Annotated in this window: 18 protein-coding genes and 2 pseudogenes; 7 read left to right on the plus strand and 13 right to left on the minus strand. The window is 73.3% G+C overall.

Annotated elements, in window-relative coordinates; genetic code table 11:
• Positions 1 to 237: 237 nt before the first annotated feature.
• Positions 238 to 1,650: a radical SAM protein gene (locus AB0H37_RS27125; RefSeq protein WP_360616091.1), complete on the minus strand. Its 1,413-nt coding sequence runs from the start codon at positions 1,648 to 1,650 to the stop codon at positions 238 to 240.
• Positions 1,651 to 1,738: 88 nt separating this feature from the next.
• A complete protein-coding gene (locus tag AB0H37_RS27130) occupies positions 1,739 to 2,917 on the minus strand; it encodes an MFS transporter (protein WP_360616093.1) in 1,179 nt (392 codons plus the stop codon).
• A gap of 59 nt (positions 2,918 to 2,976) precedes the next feature.
• Between AB0H37_RS27130 and AB0H37_RS27135 the strand changes: the two genes are divergently transcribed.
• From AB0H37_RS27135 to AB0H37_RS27145, 3 genes are all read left to right on the plus strand, one after another.
• On the plus strand, positions 2,977 to 3,990 hold the full coding sequence (locus AB0H37_RS27135) for a winged helix-turn-helix domain-containing protein (protein ID WP_329096073.1): 1,014 nt from the start codon (positions 2,977 to 2,979) through the stop codon (positions 3,988 to 3,990).
• A gap of 148 nt (positions 3,991 to 4,138) precedes the next feature.
• Positions 4,139 to 5,398, plus strand: coding sequence for a histidine kinase (locus AB0H37_RS27140; RefSeq protein ID WP_360616095.1), 1,260 nt, complete (start codon positions 4,139 to 4,141; stop codon positions 5,396 to 5,398).
• Entirely contained in the window at positions 5,383 to 6,030 is a 648-nt protein-coding gene (locus tag AB0H37_RS27145; protein ID WP_360616097.1) for a response regulator transcription factor, read from the plus strand. Before AB0H37_RS27140 ends, AB0H37_RS27145 begins: the two co-directional genes overlap by 16 nt.
• 27 nt (positions 6,031 to 6,057) lie before the next feature.
• Here AB0H37_RS27145 and AB0H37_RS27150 read toward each other — a convergent pair whose 3' ends face one another.
• Positions 6,058 to 6,459: an STAS domain-containing protein gene (locus AB0H37_RS27150; RefSeq protein WP_360616099.1), complete on the minus strand. Its 402-nt coding sequence runs from the start codon at positions 6,457 to 6,459 to the stop codon at positions 6,058 to 6,060.
• Positions 6,460 to 6,650: 191 nt separating this feature from the next.
• Between AB0H37_RS27150 and AB0H37_RS27155 the strand changes: the two are divergent.
• Positions 6,651 to 7,274, plus strand: a pseudogene (locus AB0H37_RS27155) (RNA-guided endonuclease TnpB family protein); the annotation flags it as partial.
• Positions 7,275 to 7,287: 13 nt separating this feature from the next.
• Here AB0H37_RS27155 and AB0H37_RS27160 read toward each other — a convergent pair.
• Positions 7,288 to 8,403 carry a cobalamin-dependent protein gene (locus tag AB0H37_RS27160; RefSeq protein ID WP_360616101.1) on the minus strand — a complete coding sequence of 372 codons (1,116 nt, stop codon included), beginning with the start codon at positions 8,401 to 8,403 and terminating at the stop codon, positions 7,288 to 7,290.
• Positions 8,400 to 10,118, minus strand: coding sequence for a PP2C family protein-serine/threonine phosphatase (locus tag AB0H37_RS27165; protein ID WP_360616103.1), 1,719 nt, complete (start codon positions 10,116 to 10,118; stop codon positions 8,400 to 8,402). Before AB0H37_RS27165 ends, AB0H37_RS27160 begins: the two co-directional genes overlap by 4 nt.
• Positions 10,119 to 10,370: 252 nt before the next feature.
• On the opposite strand from AB0H37_RS27165, the gene AB0H37_RS27170 reads away from it, so the two are divergent.
• Positions 10,371 to 10,826 (plus strand): STAS domain-containing protein, encoded by a 456-nt coding sequence (locus tag AB0H37_RS27170; RefSeq protein WP_360616187.1) that lies wholly within the window; start codon positions 10,371 to 10,373, stop codon positions 10,824 to 10,826.
• Between the two features lie 102 nt (positions 10,827 to 10,928).
• Here the strand turns inward: AB0H37_RS27170 and AB0H37_RS27175 are convergent, their stop codons facing one another.
• Both AB0H37_RS27175 and AB0H37_RS27180 read right to left on the minus strand, forming a co-directional pair.
• Complete coding sequence (locus AB0H37_RS27175) at positions 10,929 to 11,558, minus strand: fasciclin domain-containing protein (RefSeq protein WP_360616105.1); 630 nt, start codon at positions 11,556 to 11,558, stop codon at positions 10,929 to 10,931.
• Between the two features lie 87 nt (positions 11,559 to 11,645).
• Positions 11,646 to 11,840, minus strand: a pseudogene (locus tag AB0H37_RS27180) (oxidoreductase); the annotation flags it as partial.
• A gap of 57 nt (positions 11,841 to 11,897) precedes the next feature.
• On the opposite strand from AB0H37_RS27180, the gene AB0H37_RS27185 reads away from it, so the two are divergent.
• Positions 11,898 to 12,491, plus strand: coding sequence for a TetR family transcriptional regulator (locus AB0H37_RS27185; protein ID WP_360616107.1), 594 nt, complete (start codon positions 11,898 to 11,900; stop codon positions 12,489 to 12,491).
• 42 nt (positions 12,492 to 12,533) lie between these two features.
• A complete protein-coding gene (locus AB0H37_RS27190; RefSeq protein ID WP_360616109.1) occupies positions 12,534 to 13,022 on the plus strand; it encodes a nitroreductase family deazaflavin-dependent oxidoreductase in 489 nt (162 codons plus the stop codon).
• A gap of 116 nt (positions 13,023 to 13,138) precedes the next feature.
• Here AB0H37_RS27190 and AB0H37_RS27195 read toward each other — a convergent pair whose 3' ends face one another.
• From AB0H37_RS27195 to AB0H37_RS27220, 6 genes are all read right to left on the minus strand, one after another.
• Positions 13,139 to 13,930 (minus strand): ABC transporter ATP-binding protein, encoded by a 792-nt coding sequence (locus tag AB0H37_RS27195; RefSeq protein WP_329096055.1) that lies wholly within the window; start codon positions 13,928 to 13,930, stop codon positions 13,139 to 13,141.
• Positions 13,920 to 15,017 (minus strand): iron ABC transporter permease, encoded by a 1,098-nt coding sequence (locus AB0H37_RS27200; RefSeq protein WP_360616111.1) that lies wholly within the window; start codon positions 15,015 to 15,017, stop codon positions 13,920 to 13,922. The genes AB0H37_RS27195 and AB0H37_RS27200 overlap by 11 nt, the downstream gene beginning before the upstream one ends.
• A complete protein-coding gene (locus tag AB0H37_RS27205) occupies positions 15,010 to 16,095 on the minus strand; it encodes an ABC transporter substrate-binding protein (RefSeq protein ID WP_360616113.1) in 1,086 nt (361 codons plus the stop codon). Before AB0H37_RS27205 ends, AB0H37_RS27200 begins: the two co-directional genes overlap by 8 nt.
• Positions 16,096 to 16,225: 130 nt before the next feature.
• On the minus strand, positions 16,226 to 16,837 hold the full coding sequence (locus tag AB0H37_RS27210) for a hypothetical protein (protein ID WP_360616115.1): 612 nt from the start codon (positions 16,835 to 16,837) through the stop codon (positions 16,226 to 16,228).
• Positions 16,838 to 16,923: 86 nt separating this feature from the next.
• Entirely contained in the window at positions 16,924 to 17,607 is a 684-nt protein-coding gene (locus AB0H37_RS27215) for a response regulator transcription factor (RefSeq protein ID WP_329096047.1), read from the minus strand.
• Positions 17,604 to 18,818, minus strand: coding sequence for a sensor histidine kinase (locus AB0H37_RS27220; protein ID WP_179832141.1), 1,215 nt, complete (start codon positions 18,816 to 18,818; stop codon positions 17,604 to 17,606). Before AB0H37_RS27220 ends, AB0H37_RS27215 begins: the two co-directional genes overlap by 4 nt.
• Positions 18,819 to 18,914 lie beyond the last annotated feature (96 nt).

Here is an 18,914-nt window from a genome sequence, read left to right on the forward strand (position 1 = left end):
GACCGAGCCCTCCTGTAGACGATGTGCGCCGTTGGACGACGTGAGCTGCCAGACGATGTGCGGCTCCCGGGGCACGGCGCACCCGGACACATTCACCTTTCCGCCCAGAGGGCGGCGGCGCCATGCCGCCGACAACGCACGCTGCGCCGCTGTAGTTGTAGGAAACCTGCAAAACCCGTCCCCCGCGTTGTGCGGGGAGCGGGCGGCGCGCGGACGTCGCCCTTCCAGGCGAAGGGATCAGGATACGGAAACCGGCTCCGGCTCCCGGCCGGGTTCGGAACCGGCCGGACGGCTGCCGAAGCCGGACAGGACCGATTCCAGCAGCGGCAGCGCGCGGCCCGCCCGCTTCGCGCGGATGACCAGGTCCCAGGCGGGCTCGAACTTCTTCCAGCCGCCGGCGTAGGCGGCGTGCCTGGCCTTGCCGCGCAGCGTCGGCTTGGTCGCGGCGCCGCGCAGGATCGAACCCCAGCGGTAGAAGTCGCGGTAGGCGCGCCAGTAGCCGTCCTCAAGCTGCCGGGCGGTCATCTTGGCGGGCTTGAAGACGACCGTGCGGGTGTCGTACCGGTCCCAGTCCGAGTGCAGGAGGCGGTCGGCCTTGGCCATGCGGCCGTAGAGGCGCGTGCCGGGATAAGGGGTCAGGATGTGGAAGGTGGCCGTCTCGATCCCCTGGCCGACGGCCCACTCGACGGTGCGGTCGAACACCGACGGGTCGTCCTCGTCCATCCCGAACACGAAGCTGCCGTTGACCATCACGCCGTTGTCGCGCAGCCGGCGGACCACCGCGCCGTAGTCGCGGTCGATGTTCTGCCATTTGCGCTGCTCGGTGAGGTTCCCGGCGTTGACGGTCTCGAAGCCGACGAACAGGCTCCGCAGCCCGGACTCGACGGCCTTCTCCAGGAGCCCGGGGTTCAGCACCGCCTTCACCGTCCCGGCCGCCTGCCAGAGCCGTCCCATCCCGCGCATCCCGTCGAACAGCGCGGACGCGAACCGGGCGTTGCCGAACAGGTGGTCGTCCAGGAAGTACAGGTGCCGCCCCGGCAGCCGGTCGATCTCGGCGAGCGCCGCGTCGACGGTCTGGGTGTAGAACGACTTGCCGCCCTCGAAGAACGCCTCCTTATAGCAGAAGTCGCACACGTGCGGGCAGCCGCGCGAGACCACGATCGAGTTCGGGACGAGGTAGCGCTCGCGGGCGATGAGGTCGCGGCGGATCGGCGGCAGCGCGGCGAGCGTCCGCTCGGACGAGTCGTAGCGGGCCGCCGGGCGCCCGGCGCGCAGGTCGGCGAGGAAGCGGGGCCAGGTGTCCTCGCCGGGCCCGCAGAAGATCGTGTCGGCGTGCCGGGCCGCCTCGTCCGGGAGCGAGGTGACGTGCAGACCGCCCAGGCAGACGTGGACGCCCCGGGCGCGGTACAGGTCGGCCAGCTCGTAGGCCCGCCGCGCGGAGGTGATGTAGACCTGGATCACCACGAGGTCGGGCTCGTCGGAGGTGTCGACCTTCTGCACGTGCTCGTCGGTCACCGTCACCTCGTCGTCCGGGTCGAGGTACCCGGCGAGCGTGGCCAGCCCGAGCGGCGGGAACAGCGAGTACTTGATCGGACGGAAGAACGGCGAGGTCGCCTCGGTCAGGGCCGGGAGGATCATCTTCACGCGCATGTCTCATTGGACGCCGCGCCGCCGCGCCGGTGGCGTCCGTCGTGTGCGGATCGTGTGGAGATCCCGTGCCGTCCGGCCGCGTCGGCGCTCAGGTCGCGGGCCGGAGCGCGGGAAGGGGACGGAGCCCCGGGGCCAGGGCGAGGGTGACGGCCACCGAGGCGGCGGCCATGGTCGCCATGGCGGCGGTGGGCGACGTCGCCTGGGCCACCCCGCCCGCCAGCGCCGCGCCGACGCCCTGCATCGTGAGCATCCCGGACGCGTGCAGGCCCAGCGCGTGCCCGTGCAGGGAGACCGGGGTCAGCGCCATGAGGCGCTCCTGCAACAGCAGCGTCGCCGCATAGCCCACGGAGGCCAGGAGGACGGCGGCCGCGCCGAGGGGGAGCGGCGGGTCCACGGCGAACAGCAGGTAGGGGGCCGCCAGCAGGAGCCGCAGGGGCGGGCCGAGGCGCTCGCGCAGGCGCGGCGGGACGAACCGGCCCGTCACGGTGTCGCCGACCAGCATGCCGACGGCCCCCACGGCGAGCAGTAGCCCCGCGTGATGCGGGGAGTAGGAGACGAAGAGGGCCTCGCAGCCGACGATCAGGCCGTTCGGCACCCACATCGCCAGGTAGGCGCAGCGGCGCGGGGCCGAGGAGAGCAGCCGCACGTTGGTGCGCCAGGTCTCCGCCGGGCTCGGGCGCCCGGCGGCCCGGGGCGGGCGGCGGCTCAGGCCGGTGACCGCCACCACCGCGGTGAGCAGGTAGAGCGCGGCGCCGGCGAGCAGGGTGCCCCGCGGCGAGAGCGCGACGACGAGGACGCCGCCGACGGCGAAGCCGCAGATCTGCGTCGTTCCCACCGCCATGTTCAGGATCGAGCGCCCGAGGAGGTAGCCCTCCTCGGGCAGGATCTCGCTCAGCAGGCCGTAGCGGACGCCGCTACCGAGCGAGGCGACCAGGCCGAGGCCCAGCACGATGGCGAACAGCGCCGCCAGCGGAAGGCCGGGAACCGCCAGGACGGCCGTCCCCGCGCCGAAGAGCAGCGCCATGCAGGCGAGCGCGGTCCTCGGCGGCAGGCGGTCGGCGGCCGACAGCAGCGTCAGCGCACCGGCCATCTGGGCGAACGAGCCGCCGAACATGCTCAGCGCCGACAGCAGCGGCGAGCGGGTCGCGTCGTACACCAGCGTGCCGAGCGCCAGGCCGCTGACCGTCTGGGCGGACGCCTGGACCGTGAACGACGCGAAGAGCGGCGTGTACTCCGGGGCGCGGAAGAGATCCCGATAGGTGCGCATGATCGACAGACTCGGGGCCGCCGCCGGGCGGCCGGTAATGTTTCGCAGGGAGGCGAAACATGGGTGTGTGGCTGGTCAACGCGGACACGCTCGCGAGCGGGCGGTTCGTGATCTCGGCCCTCGCGGAGACCACCGCCTGCGTGAAGCTCCTGGAGAAGAACGCCGCCGCGCACCCGGGCGAGCGGGCCTGGCTCGACGTCCACCTGCCCGCCTACCGGCGCATGCTGCGGGGCGACCCGGTCACCGCCGCGCTGCTGGACGCCGCCCTCGGCACCAGGACCAGGTGGATCGCCGACTTCCTGACGCCGCCGCACCCGGGCGTGGGCTCGCCGCCGTTCCCCGAGGAACTCGCCGTCGTCCGCCGGACCCCGCCCGAACGGGCGCACGCCGACCTGGAGGTCTCGTTCGGCGGCCCGCTGCCCGCCGAGCTGCGCCGCCCCGACGCGCCCGAGCGGATCGCCGGCCTGCTGGAGTGGGTGTGGACGCACACCGTCGAGCCGGACTGGGAGCGCCGCCGCCGCGTCATCGAGGCCGACGCCGTCGCGCGCGCCGGGCAGCTGAGCCAGGGCGGCTGGGCCGCCGCGCTCGACGACATGCGCCCCGGGATGCGCTGGCTCGGCGACGGCCGCCTCCAGATCAACGTCCACGACTACCCGCCGCACGACATCTCCGGCGCCCGGCTGCTGTTCGTCCCGGTCACGCCGCGCGGAGGCTGGGTGGCCTGGGAGGAGCCGGACCCCGACCGGTACGCGATCGTCTACCCCTGCTCGGCCCCGCTGGCGGGCGCGGGCGAGGCCGCCGTCCCCGAGGCGCTCGAACGCCTCCTCGGCCCGGGCCGCGCCCGGGTCCTCGCCCTGCTCGCCACGCCGCTGAGCACCACGCAGCTCGTGGCGCTGACCGGCCAGGGCCTCGGCTCGGTCGGCCGCCACCTCCGGGTCCTCTTCGACGCCCGCCTGATCGACCGCCGCCGCGCCGGACGCTCCGTCCTCTACTACCGGACGACCACCGGCGAAGCACTCGCGGATGTCACCCGCCCCCCGAACACCTCTGCCGCGCCGCATTCGCCCACCTGACGCCGCGTCCCGGCCACCCCGGGAGCCTGGCGTGTCGGCCTGGGCCTACAGAGGGGTGGGGCTAGACCCACTCCTGGTCTCACCAGGACGGACGCGGGCTCTGGACGGTGCACAGTGGAAGCGCCAACGAGAACCGAGAGGGAGAAACATGCGACAGGCGGGTGCATGGGCGGTGCGTGCCGGTGTGGGATTCGTGCGGGCATGCGTCGTGACCGTCATCTGCATGACCGTCCCGGCCCTGTGGGCCGCCGCCGTGGCGCTGGGGATCTTCTGGGGCGCGGCGAACCCGTGGTCATGGGTCGCGCCGTTCGTGCTGATCTGTGCGGGAACACTCGTCCTGGCCCGTCCGCTCTGCTGGACGGTCCGCCTCCTCGTCGCGCGCTGGACGGGCACCGTGATCCCGCCCGGGTACCGGCGGCCCGGCCCGGTGATGCAGCTGTCCACCGGGTACTGGTGGAACGGCTTCGGTTACGAGCGCACTCGCCGCGACGCCCTGATGGACCAGAAGTGGAGGATCCGGTGGAAGGACCCCGCCAACTGGCGTGACCTGCGGTTCATCGGAATCGCGCCGTTCACCGCGGGCGTGGTCGCGGCCCTCCCGCCGGCCGCCTTGGCCCTGGTGGTCCTGGGGCTGGGCCGGCCGGGGCCCGTCCCGCGCCTCGCCGGGGCTCTGGGCCTGGTCGCGGCCGTCGCCGCCGCCCCGTACGCCTGGCGGCCGCTCGCGCCGGTGGCGGCACGCTTCCTTCGCCCCTCGCCCGCGATGGTGATGGCGGACCGCGTGCGGGAGCTGACGGCCCAGCGCGCCGACACCACGGTCGCGCAGGCCGCCGAGATCCGCCGGATCGAGCGCGACCTGCACGACGGGGCGCAGGCCCGCCTCGTCTCGCTCGGGCTCTCCCTCGCGACGGCGGAGAAGCTGATGGAGACCGACCCCCGCCGCGCGAAGGCGGTGATGCGCGAAGCACGGGTCGACGCGGCCACGTCGATCACCGAGCTGCGCGAGCTGATCCAGGGCATCAGCCCGCCGGTGCTCACCGAGCGCGGGCTCCTCGACGCCGTCCGCGCCCTCGCCCTGGACCTCCCCCTGGAGGTGGCCGTCGGCGCCGGTGCCCGGCCCCGCCTGGACCCGCCGATCGAATCGGCCCTGTACTTCGGAGTCGCCGAGCTGCTCACCAACGCGGTCAGGCACGCACGGGCCGCCCGCGCGAAGGTGTCGATCGTCCAGGACGACGCGGGCATCGCCATCGAGGTCGAGGACGACGGCCGGGGCGGGGCCGAGCCCCGGGACGGAGGCGGGCTCGCGGGCCTGCGCCGCCGCCTGGCGGTCTTCGACGGCACGCTGGAGATCACCAGCCCGCCGGGCGGCCCGACCCGTGCGACGATGGCGGTGCCATGCGCATCGTTGTAGCCGAGGACCTCTACCTCCTGCGCGACGGGATGGTCCGCCTGATCGAGGCGTGCGGGCACGAGGTGGTGGCCACGGCGTCCACCGGGCCCGAGACGCTCGACGCGCTGCGGACGTGGCGTCCGGACGTGTCCGTGATCGACGTTCGCATGCCGCCGGACCAGTCGGACGAGGGCCTGCGCGCGGCCCTGGCCGCCCGCCGCGAGACGCCCGGGCTGCCGGTCCTCATCCTGTCCCAGCACGTCGAGCAGCTGTACGCCCGCGAGCTGCTGGGCGACGGCTCCGGCGGCGTCGGCTACCTGCTCAAGGAGAGCGTGTTCGACGCCGACCAGTTCATCGGCGCCCTGGAGCGCGTCGCGGCCGGCGGGACCGCCATGGACCCGGCCGTCATCGCGAGGCTGCTGACCGGCGGGCCCGCGGACCGGAGCCTCGACCGGCTCACCGACCGCGAGCGGTCCGTGCTGGGCCTCATGGCGGAGGGGCTGTCCAACCAGGCCATCGGCCGCCGCCTCTTCCTCAGCGAGAGCGCCATCAGCAAGTACACGACCTCCATGTTCGGCAAGCTCGGCATTCCCGACGACGGCGACGGCAACCGCCGCGTCCTCGCCGTCCTCGCCTACCTGAACAGAACCTAGTCCGGAGTTCCGGCGGTCGTCAGGAGGTCACTGCCGGGGCAGTTCCTGCTCCTGGTCCTGCCCCCGCACCTGGTCCTTGGCCGTCTCGGCCGGGTCGCCGGTGAGGTGGTGCAGCGTCCCCGTGACGTCCAGGAGCCGGTCGAGCCGCGCGCTCCGGCCGGTCAGCACGAGGTGGACGCCGGCCGCGGACGTCCGGCGGCGGACCATCAGCAGCGCGGCCAGGCCCGCCGAGTCGCACAGGCCCATCCCGCCGCAGGCGAGCTCCAGCTCGCGGACGTCGGGGTTGTCCTCCATCTGCGTCCGGACGGTGGCCACCAGCGTGTCGGCGGTGTAGAAGTCCAGATCACCCTCAATCTCGATCCGCAGCGCGTGCGTCCCGGAGAGGGTGGCGACGACGCGCAGCGGAGTATCGGGAACAAAGGCGGTCATCAAATTCCTCCGTGGGTGCCCCGGTCCTCAGGCCGGGCAGGGAACGGGCTCCGGGGAGCAGAACAGGCAAGCCGGGCGTTTGGGCGTTCGTCGGGTTGGTCAGCGCCGAGGCTGCTAGAACGTGGGGTATGGCGCGGCAGGTCAGGCGGGCGTTCAGGTACCGCTTCTACCCCACCGATGCGACGATTTCGACCCTGTCCACCGGGGAGAAGATCGCCAATCCCCGGCACGAACGCCGTGAGCGCGCCCGGCTGGTCAAGGCGCAGCGGAACCTGTCGCGCAAAGCCGCGGGGTCGGCGAACCGGGACAAGGCCCGCCGCAAGGTCGCCCGCGTGCACGCGCGGATCGCCGACCGGCGCCGCGACTTCCTGCACAAGCTGTCGACCCGTCTCGTCCGTGAGAACCAAACGGTCGTGATCGAAGACCTCACCGTCCGCAACCTCGTGAAGAACCGCAAGCTCGCACGCGCCATCTCGGACGCGGCGTGGGCCGAGCTGCGCACGATGCTGGAGTACAAGTGCGCCTGGTATGGCCGCGACCTGGTCGTGGTCGACCGCTGGTTCCCCTCCTCCAAGCTGTGCGGGACCTGCGGCACGGTCCGCGGGACGCTGCCGCTCAATGTCCGCGAGTGGACGTGCGAGTGCGGCGCCGTGCATGACCGCGACGTGAACGCCGCACGCAACATCCTGGCCGCCGGGCTGGCGGCATCCGCCTGTGGAGACGGCGTAAGACCTCAACGGGACTCCTCCCGGACGAGGCGGTCGTCGGCGAAGCAGGAAGACCGGCGGGCGACCGCTGGAACCTCCCGCCTATAGGCGGAGGAGGAAGTCAAGCATTCCTTCCTTCGGCGGCGGCTTCCGGCAGTGGGTGCCGGAGGGTGTCGCGGGCGCGGGAGAGCAGGTCCGTGGCCCGTGGATAGTCGACGAGTTGCTCGGCCAGCAGATCCAGGCCCGGCAGGAGGCTGCGGGCGGGCACGCCGCGCGCGGCGAGGATGCCCGCCGTCCAGCCGATGAACCCGGTGAACAGCTCGGGGTCGTCCACATAGAGGGCGGCCCCGAGGAAGTCGACGATGTGGGCGATGTCCTCGGCGGTGTGGCGGCGCTGCCGGTCGGTGTAGTCCGCCATCGCCGGGAAGCGGGCCGGCAGCTCGGTCACCACGTACCGCACGAGCCCGCGCGCGGTCCGGGTGATCTGCGTGTACTCCTGGTCGGCCAGGTGCGGCAGGTCGTCGACGACCTGGCGGACGGGCGGCGGCTTGCCCAGCGGCCCCTCCGCCAGCCGGTCGGCGGCGGAGCGGGCGTCGGGGGCCCAGCCGTCGGCGCCGAGCAGGGCGGCGTACCGGCCGTCCGGCCCGTACGCGGCGCCGCCCACCAGGACGGGGGTTCCGGTCGCCTGGCAGGCGGTGACGGCGGCGTGCGCGGAGGGCAGCCGGGTGGCGATCGAGGATGACAGCGCCACCACGGCCGGGTTCGTCCGGTGCACGTGGGCGATCAGGTGCGGGGTCGGCACCTGGGCGCCGAGGTAGTCGACCTGCCAGCCGCGCAGCCGCAGCACCTCGGCCAGGATCCGCGCCGGCAGCGCGTGCCACTCCCCGTCGATGCACGCGACCGCCACCCGGCCGCGCGGCCTCTCGCCATGCCGTTCCAGGGCCTTGCGCACCGCCGGATGGTGCGCCAGCGCCGCGATCGACCGTTCGTTGATCGCCGTCGCGGTGTGCTCCTGCGCGACCGTGAGCCGGTTCGCCGCCCACTCCCGGCCCACCCGGGCCTGGAGCGGCGCGATGATCTCCAGTAGGACGGTCTCGGCGTCCGCCCCCCGGTCGAGCGCGGTCGTGACGGCGTCGGCGGCGGCGTACTCGTCGCCCGCGATGACGGCGTCCCAGAGTCCGTCCGTCGCCGTGGCGAGCTCGGAGGAAGGCCCTTGGTGCTCCGTGGTTCCGTTCACGCGGTGAACCTCCCCGGCCCCTGCCCCCCTACGGCGCTCAGGTGGAAGCGCCGGGGGGCGGTGATGGCGACCACGGCCATGTCGTCGTGCTTGCCGGTGCCCACCCATTCGGAGGCGAGCATGTGCACCCGCTCGACGAGGGCCTCCGGGGGCATGCCCCCGCAGTGGGCGAGCTCGCCGCTCAGCCGCTCGTCGCCGAACATCTCGTCGCCCAGCGGGCCGCCGAAGGCCTCGGTGATGCCGTCGGTGTAGAGCAGGCACGTGTCGCCGGGCTCCAGCAGCACGGTGGCGGTCGTAGAAGTGATCTTGTCCAGCACTCCGATCAGCGACCCGCCCGTGTCGGCGGTCTCGACCTCCCCGCCGGCCCGCACGATCAGCGGGCGGGTGTGGCCCGCGCTCGTCAGGCGCAGCCGCACATGACCGCCCTCCCGCCGCACCGAGGCCAGCACGAGGGTCACGAAGCGGGTGGACTCGCTGTTCAGCAGCGTCCCGTTCAGCAGTTCCAGCACCCGCTTGTGGTCGTCGGCCAGCGGGAGCAGCGCCCGGAGCGTGTTGCGGATCTTGCCGGTGAGCACGGCGGCCTCCAGGCCCTTGCCGCACACGTCGCCGAGCACGACCAGCGACTCCTGCTCCGGGTCGGAGCCCTCGGCCGCGGGGTGCAGATCGTAGAAGTCGCCTCCGACGCGCTCTCCGGCGCCCGACGGCCGGTAGCGGGCCGCCAGCTCCACCTCGCCCAGCTCCCGGGTGCGCGGCGGCAGCAGTTCGCGCATCAGCGTCTCGGTGATGGACGCCTGCTCGGCGTACACGCGGGCGGCCGACATCGCCGCTCCGGCCCGTGCCGCGAACAGGCGGGCGATCATCTCCTCGCCGTCGGAGAACGCGTGCCGCCCGCCGCGCCGGAGCAGCACCAGCGCCCCCGCGGGCACACCGTGCCCCGGAAGCGCGGTCACCACCATCGCGGCGAGGTCGCCCAGATCGGCGCGGAGGATCCAGGGAGGCGCGGCCGCCGGGTCGAGCCAGCGGGACGGCATCGGAGGGAACCCCTGCATCGCCTCCGCGAGCCCCGGCACCTCCGCGGGGTCCACGACGAGCTCCTGATGGTCCACCTGGCCGTCAGGGCCGCAGTAGGAGACGGGGTGGGCGCGCCCGGAACCGGGCGCGATCACCAGGGCGGCGTCGGCGAGGTAGCGCGCCGCCAGGTGGACGGTCACCTCCATGCACCGTTCCAAGTTCAGCGACGCCAGCAACTGGCTGGACGCCTCCGCCAGGAAGGCCGTGCGTTCCCGCTCGTCGGCGAGCTCTCGCTCCAGCCGCCGGTGCGCGGTGACGTCGAACAGCCACCAGACCGTCCCCGGCCCGGGGCCCGGCGGAGTGTCGGGGGCGCCGTGGCTCTCGTCGGGCACGCCGTGGGCCTCGAAGGCCCGGTCGCCGATCGAGCCGTGCGCGACCGGGCGCGAGATGCCCGGCTGCGACAGATCGGCCTCGGTCACATCGGAGAGGGGGGCGCCGGTCACCGCATGGTGCGCGTCGGCCAGCCAGGCGGGCGCCGCGTCGTCCAGGAGGGCGCCCGGATTCATGCCGAGCAGGAGGCGCGCCGCGTCATTGAGCCGGATGACGGTACCGCTCGGATTCACGGCGAGCGCGGGATACGGACCGGGTCCCAGCGCCGGGTCGAGAACGCGCTGAGCGCCGTCTGTGCCTTGGGTCAGTTCCATCACGTCGCAGCCTGCGGCGGGACCACTTCCTTCCTCAGCTGAGCCGCCGAACGAGGACCTCGTCCTCACCGCCACCCTAACCACAACAAGACAGTTGCCGAAAGGCAAAGATTCGTTCCGCTTCCTCCGCGGGCCGCCGTCCGGCGGGAGAACGACCAGGTCAGCCGCGTGATCGGCGCCTCATGATCGGCGCCCATGAATGCCCTCGGCGTTCCGGGGTAGCTTCGCCTCGACAGGAGGTCGAGTCTGGTGATGGACGCGGTACAAGACGGGAATCACACGTCGCTTCGGCTGTGGCGCGACCCTCACGACAGACTCCGAATACGCGTCGAGAACCGCGACACCTGCATTCTCGTACGCGTCGAAGGTGAAATCGATTACCTCACGGCGGACGCCTTCCGGGAACATGTGCTTTCTCACGCGTCGGCCGCTTGGCGGATCATCCTCGATCTCCAGGATGTGGCGTTCTGCGATTCCTCCGGCCTGGGGGCTCTGGTGGGACTCTGGAAGACCGTCACGGCCCGGCGGGGCCGGCTGGTCCTCAGCCGCCCGAGCCCGGTGTGCCACCGGATCCTGCAACGCACGGGCCTCGACGCGCACATCGTGATCAGCCCTACGCTCCGGCACGCCTTCGCGAAGGTCGCCGCCGACCAGGCCGGTGCGCCGCCTTCCCCCTTGGTCCCGAACGCGCGCCAGGACGCCTCCTGAAAGGCGACCGTCGAGATCTCCTCCACGGCGAGACCCTGGCCCGGCCGCGCCCCGCACGGCCGGTGACCCTGGCGATGCCCGGGTCCCGGCCGTGAGACGGGGTCACTTGGGCGGCATGAGGACGCTGTCGATGATGTAGACGGTCGCGTTGGCGGTCTGGACGTTGCCGCAGACGACGTTCGCGTCCTCGCCGACCGTGTAGGAGTCGCCCGAGCCGCTGCTCTTGAGCATGGCGCCGTTCAGCGTCTTGAAGTCGCCCGTCCCCAGCCCGGCCGGCGAGACCCGCCGGCCGATCACGTGGTAGGTGAGGATGCTCGTCAGCGTCTTCTTGTCCGCCATGGCCTTGTCGAGCGTCGCCTTCGGGATCTTCTTGAACGCGTCGTTGGTGGGCGCGAACACCGTGAGGCTCTTCGACCCGTTGAGCGTGTCGACCAGGCCGGCCTTCTTCACGGCGCCGACCAGCGTGGACAGCATCGGGTTGCTGGACGCGGCGGTCGCGACCGGGTCGGTGGACATGCCCTGGAAGCTGCCCTTGCCGGACGCCGGGACGGCCGAGCACGCGGGCCCGAACGGTATGCCGGCCCCCGGCACGCCGCTCGGCGAGGCCGCCGGCGCGGACGATCCGGCCGGGGCCGCCGCGGCGTCGTCCTTGTCGTCGCCGGAGCAGGCCGTCGCGCCGGTGGCGAGGGCGGTCGCGGCGAGGACGCCGGCGACGATGCGGTTGCGGTACACGGTGAACTCCTTTGTCGGAAACTTCCGGCGGACCGGATGTCGATCGGTCGCGGTGCTGGGGCTGGTCGCAGGCAGGGGACGGACGGTTCAGGCCACGGTGACCACCACCGAATGCCACCCCGTGGCACCGTCCGGGAACGGCGGGGCGCGGTGTCCGGGCTGCGTGTGACCGGTCCCGTCGGTGGCGCGGCAGCGGAGCGTGTGGGAGCCGGGAGCAGCGTCCCACTCGGCGACCCACTGCCGCCACGTGTCCAGGCCGGGGACGGGCGCGAGCCGCGCCTTCAGCGGCGGGCTTTCCACGTCCCGGCCGGAGCCGCCCCGCCGTGCTAACTTGGCCAAGTGACCAACTTGGCCAATCGACCAAATTCGGCGCGCGGGGACCGCCGGCGGCGGCAGCTGGTGGACGCCGGGATCGCGCTGCTGGACCTGGAGGGCTGGCCGGGCGTCTCCACCCGCGCGGTGGCCGAGCGCGCCGGGACCAACCCGGGCCTGATCCACTACCACTTCGGCGGGCTGGCCGGGCTGCACGCGGCGATCTTCCGGCAGGCCACGGACCTGATCGTCGGGCCCATGGTCGCCGAGCTCCTGGCGGCGCCGGACGAGCGCGCGGCGCTGGAGACGATGCGGAACCTGCTGGCCCAGGCCCCGGCCGACGAGCCGGGGTCACGGCTGGCCGCCGAGCTCATCGTGGGCGCGATGCGCGATCCCGCGCTGGGCGCGGTGCTGCGCGACGAGCTCCGGCAGGCCCGCGCGCGGATCGCGGACCGCCTCCGGGCGCTGCACCCGGACTGGCCGCGGGGACGCCTGTCCGGCGCGGCCACCCTGATCACCGCGGCGATCGACGGGGTGATGCTGCACTACATGATCGACGGCGACCTCCCGGTCGGCGACGCCCTGTCCGCGGCGTCCGACCTGCTGGAGGGCCGGGCATGAGCGTTCCCGACGCCCCGGCCCCGACCTGGTGAAGGACTGAACATGGAGATCATCGACAGGCCCGCTCCGCCGGCCGGACTGCACCGCCTGCTGTGGCGGCTGCCGATCCGGCTGTACCGTCTGGGGCTCGGGCCGCTGCTGGGACGCCGCGTCATGCTGCTCACGCACACCGGCCGCGTCTCGGGCCTGCCGCGCCAGGCCGTCATCGAGGTCGTCCAGAAGGACGCGCACGGCTACGTGGCCGCCTCCGGTTTCGGCCCCCGAGCGGACTGGTACCGCAACGTCACGGCGAACCCGGACGTCACCCTCCAGATCGGCGGGAGGCGCGTCCAGGCGACCGCCTCCCCGATCCCGACCGGCGAGGGCGGCGAGATCATGGCCCGGTACGCCCCCCGCCACCCGACCGCCGCGCGCCGGCTCTGCAGGCTCATGGGCTTCGCCGTCGACGGCGGCGTCGAGGACTACCGCCAGGTCGGCCGGCAGATCCCCTTCGTACGCTTCACCCCGCGCCCCCCGTCCCCGACGAGCTGATCCGATCCCGCGGCGCGGGGCCCGGTACCCCCGCCGGGCGGGGACGACGAGGGGGCGGCCGAGCATCCCGACCGCTGCGGCGATGGGCGCGCGTCGGTCTTCGGGCTAACGGGCCATCACGGACCTCCTGGCGTGCTGAAGGGCTCGGGTGAGGCCAAGGCGATGTGGGGACGGCCGGTGAGGGGATGCGGGCCGATGTGCGCGCGTACTCCGAACACGTCCTGGATGAACTCGGGTGTCAGCACCTCAAGGGGCGGGCCGTGCCCGGCCACCACGCCGTCGCGCAGCACGACGACCTGGTCGGCGTAGGCGGCGGCGTGGTCCAGGTCGTGCAGGGCCGCCAGCAGGGTGAGCCCGAGTGAGCGGATCAGGTCGAGCAGGGCGAACTGCGCGCCGGCGTCGAGGTGGTTGGTGGGTTCGTCCAGGATCAGCAGCGGGGCCTCCTGCGCGAGGGCACGGGCCAGCAGCACGCGCTGCCGCTCTCCTCCCGAGAGGGTCGACACCGGCCGGTCGGCGGCCCAGTCCATGCCGACCCGCTTCAGCGCGTCCGCGATCGCCGAGCGGTCGGCCCCGCTCTCGCGGTCGAGCGGGCGCCGGTGCGCCGTCCGGCCGACGGCGACGGCCTCCGCGACCGAGAAGTCGCCGCCGACCTCGCCGTGCTGCGGCAGGACGGCGCGGCGCCGCGCGGCCCGCCGGGGCGACATCCGCCACAGGTCCTCGCCGCCGAGACGGACGACGCCGCCGGACGGTCGCAGCGACCGGTACACCGTCCTCAGCAGGGTGGACTTGCCGCTGCCGTTCGGACCGACCAGCGCCACGAACTCGCCCGATCCCGCGCTCAGGTGCACGTCGGCGACGATGGGGCGGGCGTCGATCCGGACGCTCACGCCGTGCAGGTCAAGGCGCATGGGTGCCTCCGGAGGCGCGGCGGCGCAGCAGGAAGAGGAAGAACGGGACGCCGAGCCCCGTGGTGAAGACCCCGACCGGCAGTTCGTTGGGACGGTCGGCGATCCGGGCCGCCAGATCCACCAGCACCATGAACACCGCCCCGGCCAGCAGCGCCACGGGCAGGACGCGGCGATGGTCGGAGCCGACCACGAACCGGGCCATGTGCGGGACCATCAGGCCGATGAACCCGATGCCGCCCACGACGCTCACCACCGTGGCCGTGAGCAGCGAGCCGATCAGCAGCAGCGTGACGCGCAGCGCCGCGACCGGAACGCCGATCCCCGTCGCCGCGTCCTCCCCGGCCAGGAGCGCGTTGAGCGGACGTGCCTGGAGCATCAGGTAGGCCAGGCAGGCCGCGATCAGCGCGGTGGGAAGGCCGAGATCGGTCCAGGTGGCGCCGGCCACGCTGCCCATCAGCCAGAACATCATCCCCTGCAGTTCGGTCGGGTTGAGCTGGAGCTGGACGAACGTCGTCGCGGCGGTGCACAGGTACCCGACGGCGACGCCGGTCAGCACCAGCCACGAGTCCAGCAGCCGTCCCGCGCGCTGGGCCAGCAGGTACACCAGCAGCGCCGACAGCAGCGCGGCGCCGAAGGCGGCACCGGTCACGCCCAGCGCGCCGGCCGCGCCGCCGAGCGCGGTGCCGCCGAGCGCCGGCACGAGCACGGCCCCGAGGGAGGCCGCGGAGGAGACGCCGAGGACGTAGGGGTCGGCGAGCGGGTTGCGGACCAGCGCCTGGAGCGCGGCGCCCGCGACGGACAGGCCCGCGCCGGCCAGCGCCGCCAGCAGCACGCGGGGTGTGCGGATGTCCCAGACGACCTGGCCGAGCAGCGGGTCGGCGGTGTCGCCCCGCCCGGACAGATGGGCCCACAGGACGCTCCACACCTTCCCGAACGGGAGGTTCACCGAGCCCACCGAGATCCCGAGCACCATGGACGCGACCAGGGCGGTGCCGAGCACGGCCAGCAGGAGACCCGTCCCGGCACCGGAGACGAGGTGCGGCCCGCGGGCGCGGGCCGGCGCCTCGCGGGTCAGGGTGTCAGGCATCGCCGATCACCTTGGCGATCTTCTCGACGCCCAGGGCGTTGAGGGGGCCGAGGTAGACGCTGTCGGACACGACCGTGTACGTCCGCGTCTTGGCGGCGTTCCACCGCGGGTAGGCGGCGAACAGCTTCGCGGCCTCGGCGTCGCCCTTCTCCTCCGGGGTGAACAGCCCGACCACCAGGACGTCCACCTGCGCGGTGGCGAGCTGCTCCTTGTTGAGGGTTCGGGTGGCGTCCTCACCGCGCCCGGAGAACGCGTTGACCCCTCCGGCCGCCTTGATGACGTCGTCGTAGACGCCTCCCGTCATCACCGCGGGCAGGCCGTTGGCGTTCATCATGGACATGCCCGGGTAGGCGATGACGACCTTCCGGGCGGGTCTGCCGGCCGTCCTCGCGCGCACGGCCTCGACGCGGGCGCGCAGACCGGAGACCACCGCGAGGGCGCGCTGCTGGACGTCGAAGATCCGGCCGAGCAGCGCCATGAACTCCAGCGAGGAGTTGATCGACTGGGCCCTGTACGCCCTCTTCTCGGCCTGGGTGGCGTCCGGTTTTCCGTTGGCGCAGTTGACCGGGTTGACCAGCGACGTGATCCCCGCGGCGGCGAGCTGCTCCCGGGTGGCGAATCCGCGCTTGGCGTCGAACCCGCCTGACCAGGTGGAGACCACGAGGTCGGGCTTGAGCCTCAGCACCTGCTCGGCGGGGACGTCGAAGTTCCTGTTCATCGTCAGCCCGCCGGTCGGCAGGGCCCGGATCCGGGCGATCATGGACGGGTCGTCGGACACGCCGTAGGTCTGGGCGTTGGCCAGGACGCTCTTCTCCAGCCCGAGCGTCAGGAAGCTCTCCACCTCGCCGACCGAGGTGCCGTTGAGGATCAGCACCCGCCGCGGCGGCCGGGTGAAGCTGACCTTGGTCCCGCAGTTGTCGAACGACAGGGGATAGGACGTCCTGCGCGCCGGTCCGGTCACGGACGCCGCACCGGAACCGGCGTCGGCGGGGGACTCGCCGCAGGCGGCGGCCGGCACCGTCGTGAGCGCGGCGGACATCGCCGCCGCGAGGGCGCGCAAGGGAAGGGGACGGTTCATGAGCATGCTCTCTTTCCAGCCGGAGTCGTCGACGACTCCTCGGAGGGATGCGAAAAGACATCCGGGCGGCGTCGTGCCGAGCCCGGCGACATGCGTCGCCCTGAGAGCGCTCAGATCAGAAAGTCACGGATCACGCGGTGGCGCCCAGGGCGTTCCCGACCCCGGGAGGCCCACGACGGGCCACGGCGTACCGGAGGACGGCCTGAACCGGGGCCCGCTCATCGGCGCGACCGCGCGGTACGGGCCGCCGGACGCCGGGGGAGCGTCCGGCCGCGAACACGAGCAGGAACACCAGTGGACGCAGGACCCAGCCGGCCAGGACCCGCACGAGGGCGCACAGCCGCGCCTCGCCCCACTCCAGCCAAGCGGACGTGACCAGCACGCTCACCGCGTGCATGAGCAGCATGCCCAGGCCGGGAACGCCGCTGTGGGCCATCGGTTCCCCGCCGCCGTCCATGGCGGCGGTGTCCGGGCGAGCCGCCACCAGAGGATGCCCGGCGGCGCGCATGAGCAGGACGTGCAGGACGACCTGCGAAGCGGCGGTGGCGGGCACGATCGACGCGAAGGTCCGCTCCCGGCCGGTCAGCGCCAGCGCGGGACCGAGGACGAGAAGGAAGCCGACCAGCGTCGCGGACCGGTCGAAGCCGCCGCCGCCGGCCAGGTGCCCGAGCGCGGCGAGGCCGGCGCACGCGGCGGCGAAGCCTGCCGCACGCACCCAGCGCACCACCGACCAGAGACCCATCTGATGGGGATACTCCCATACGGTTTCCGGCCGCGGCGGACCGGGCGACCGCGGCCGTGCCCGGCGTCGTTCTCCGCCGCTCGTCGTCATGCGTCGGGGGTTGCCAGGCCCGTCTGGTAGGCGATGACGACAAGCTGGGCGCGGTCGCGCGCTCCGAGTTTCGTCATCGTGCGGCTGACGTGGGTGCGCGCGGTGGCCGGGCTGATGAACAGTTCGGCGCCGATCTCCTGGTTGCTCAGCCCCCGTGCGATCAGGGCCAGCACCTCCCGCTCGCGGTCGGTGAGCGGCGCGAGCCGGTCCCGCGCGTTCGCGGACACCGTGTGCCACGCGGTGAACTTGCTGATGAGGCGCCTGGTGATGCGCGGTGCGAGCAGGGCCTCTCCGGCGGCGACCACCCGGATGGCGTGCAGGAGCTCCGCCGGCCCGGCGTCCTTCAGCAGGAAGCCGCTGGCCCCGGCCTGCAGTGCCTCGAAGACGTAGGCGTCGGTGTCGTAGGTGGTGAGGATGAGGACCCGGACGTCCTCCAGCCCGCGCATCGCGGTGATCCGCGCCGTGGCCTGGATGCCGTCCAGCCTCGGCATGCGGATGTCCATCAGGACGACGTCGGGGCGGGTGGCGCGGGCCATCTCGACGGCCTGGAGGCCGTCGGTCGCCTCCGCGACCACGGCGATGTCGTCCTCGACGTCGATGAGCAGCGCGAACCCGGACCGCACGAGCCCCTCGTCGTCGGCGAGCAGCACCTTGATCGGCGCCGTGGACGGCGCGCTCAAGGTGCCGCCTCCCGTCGCGGCCCGGTCGGTGCGAGGGGGAGCCGTGCCGTCACCTCGAACCCCCCGCCCGGAGTCGGGCCGGCGTCGAACTCGCCGCCGAGCAGCCGGCAGCGCTCGCGCATGCCCAGGATCCCGTGGCCGGGGTCGCCCGGGGCGGTCGCGCCGCCGTTCGCGGTGCGGCGGCCCTCGTCGGTCACGCGGATCTCCAGGGCGTCGGTCCCGGGAGTCAGCGCGACCGTCACCCGGGTGGGGCCGACGTGGCGGATCACGTTGGTGACCGACTCCTGGAGGATCCGGTAGGCGGCGTTGCCCACCGCGCTCGGCAGCGGCGCCGCGGGAGGGGACGCCTCCAGCGTGACGTCCAGCCCGGCTTCGCGGGCCTTGGCGGTCAGCTCGGCGATCTGGTCCAGGCCGGGGTGCGGTGCGCGGCCGTCGCCGTCGTCGCGCAGGACGCCGAGGACGGCCCGCATCTCCCGCAGCGCCCGCGAACTGGTCTGCTCGATGGTCCGCAGCGCTTCGCGCGCCTGCTCCGGACGCTTGTCGAGCACGTGCGCGGTGACCCCGGACTGCACGTTGATGATCGCCACCGCGTGGGCGACGGTGTCGTGGACCTCGCGGGCGATCCGGAGGCGTTCGGCGTCCACGCGCGCCCGAGCTTCTTCCTCGCGGGTCCGTTCGGCCAGTTCCGCGCGCTTCTCGGCGTCGGCCGCGATCACCCGGCGGGACCGGACGGACTCGCCGAGAGCCGCGCTCATGACCGACGCGCCGACGCGGAAGAACACCCAGCCGATGGCGGCGCGCGGCTCGATGTCGGCCGCCGTGTACAGCCAGACGGCGGCCAGCACGCTGATCCCCGCACCGGCGATCACCAGTGACCGGCGTCCGTCGCCGTAGGCCACGAGGGTGTACAGGGAGACGAAGAGCGCGAGCCAGCCGGGTCCGTCGGGGAAGCCGAGACCGTAGTACGCCAGGCTGGCGAGAGCGGTGACGGCGAACACCGGCACCGGCCGGCGGCGGCGGACGGCCACGGCCAGGCCGCTCACCACCAGCAGCGCGTATCCGAGGTCTCCCAGGTCGGCGAGCGGCCGTGTCGCCCCTTCGGCGGCGACACGGGCGACCGTTCCCTGGACCTGCATCACGGTGACGAGGAGCGCGAGCAGCGTGTCGTGCGTCGCCGCGCGCAGGGAGAACGTCCCGGTACGGCGTTCCATGCCGGGATCCTACTGTCGCGGTGCGCGGACGCTCCTGCGCTCAGGCGCGCGACCCGCTCCTCCGTCAGGTGTAGCGGACCCCGGCACGGCGTACGC

This window comes from Actinomadura sp. NPDC023710, from assembly GCF_040639875.1.
GTDB classification, from domain to species: Bacteria; Actinomycetota; Actinomycetes; order Streptosporangiales; family Streptosporangiaceae; genus Spirillospora; species Spirillospora citrea.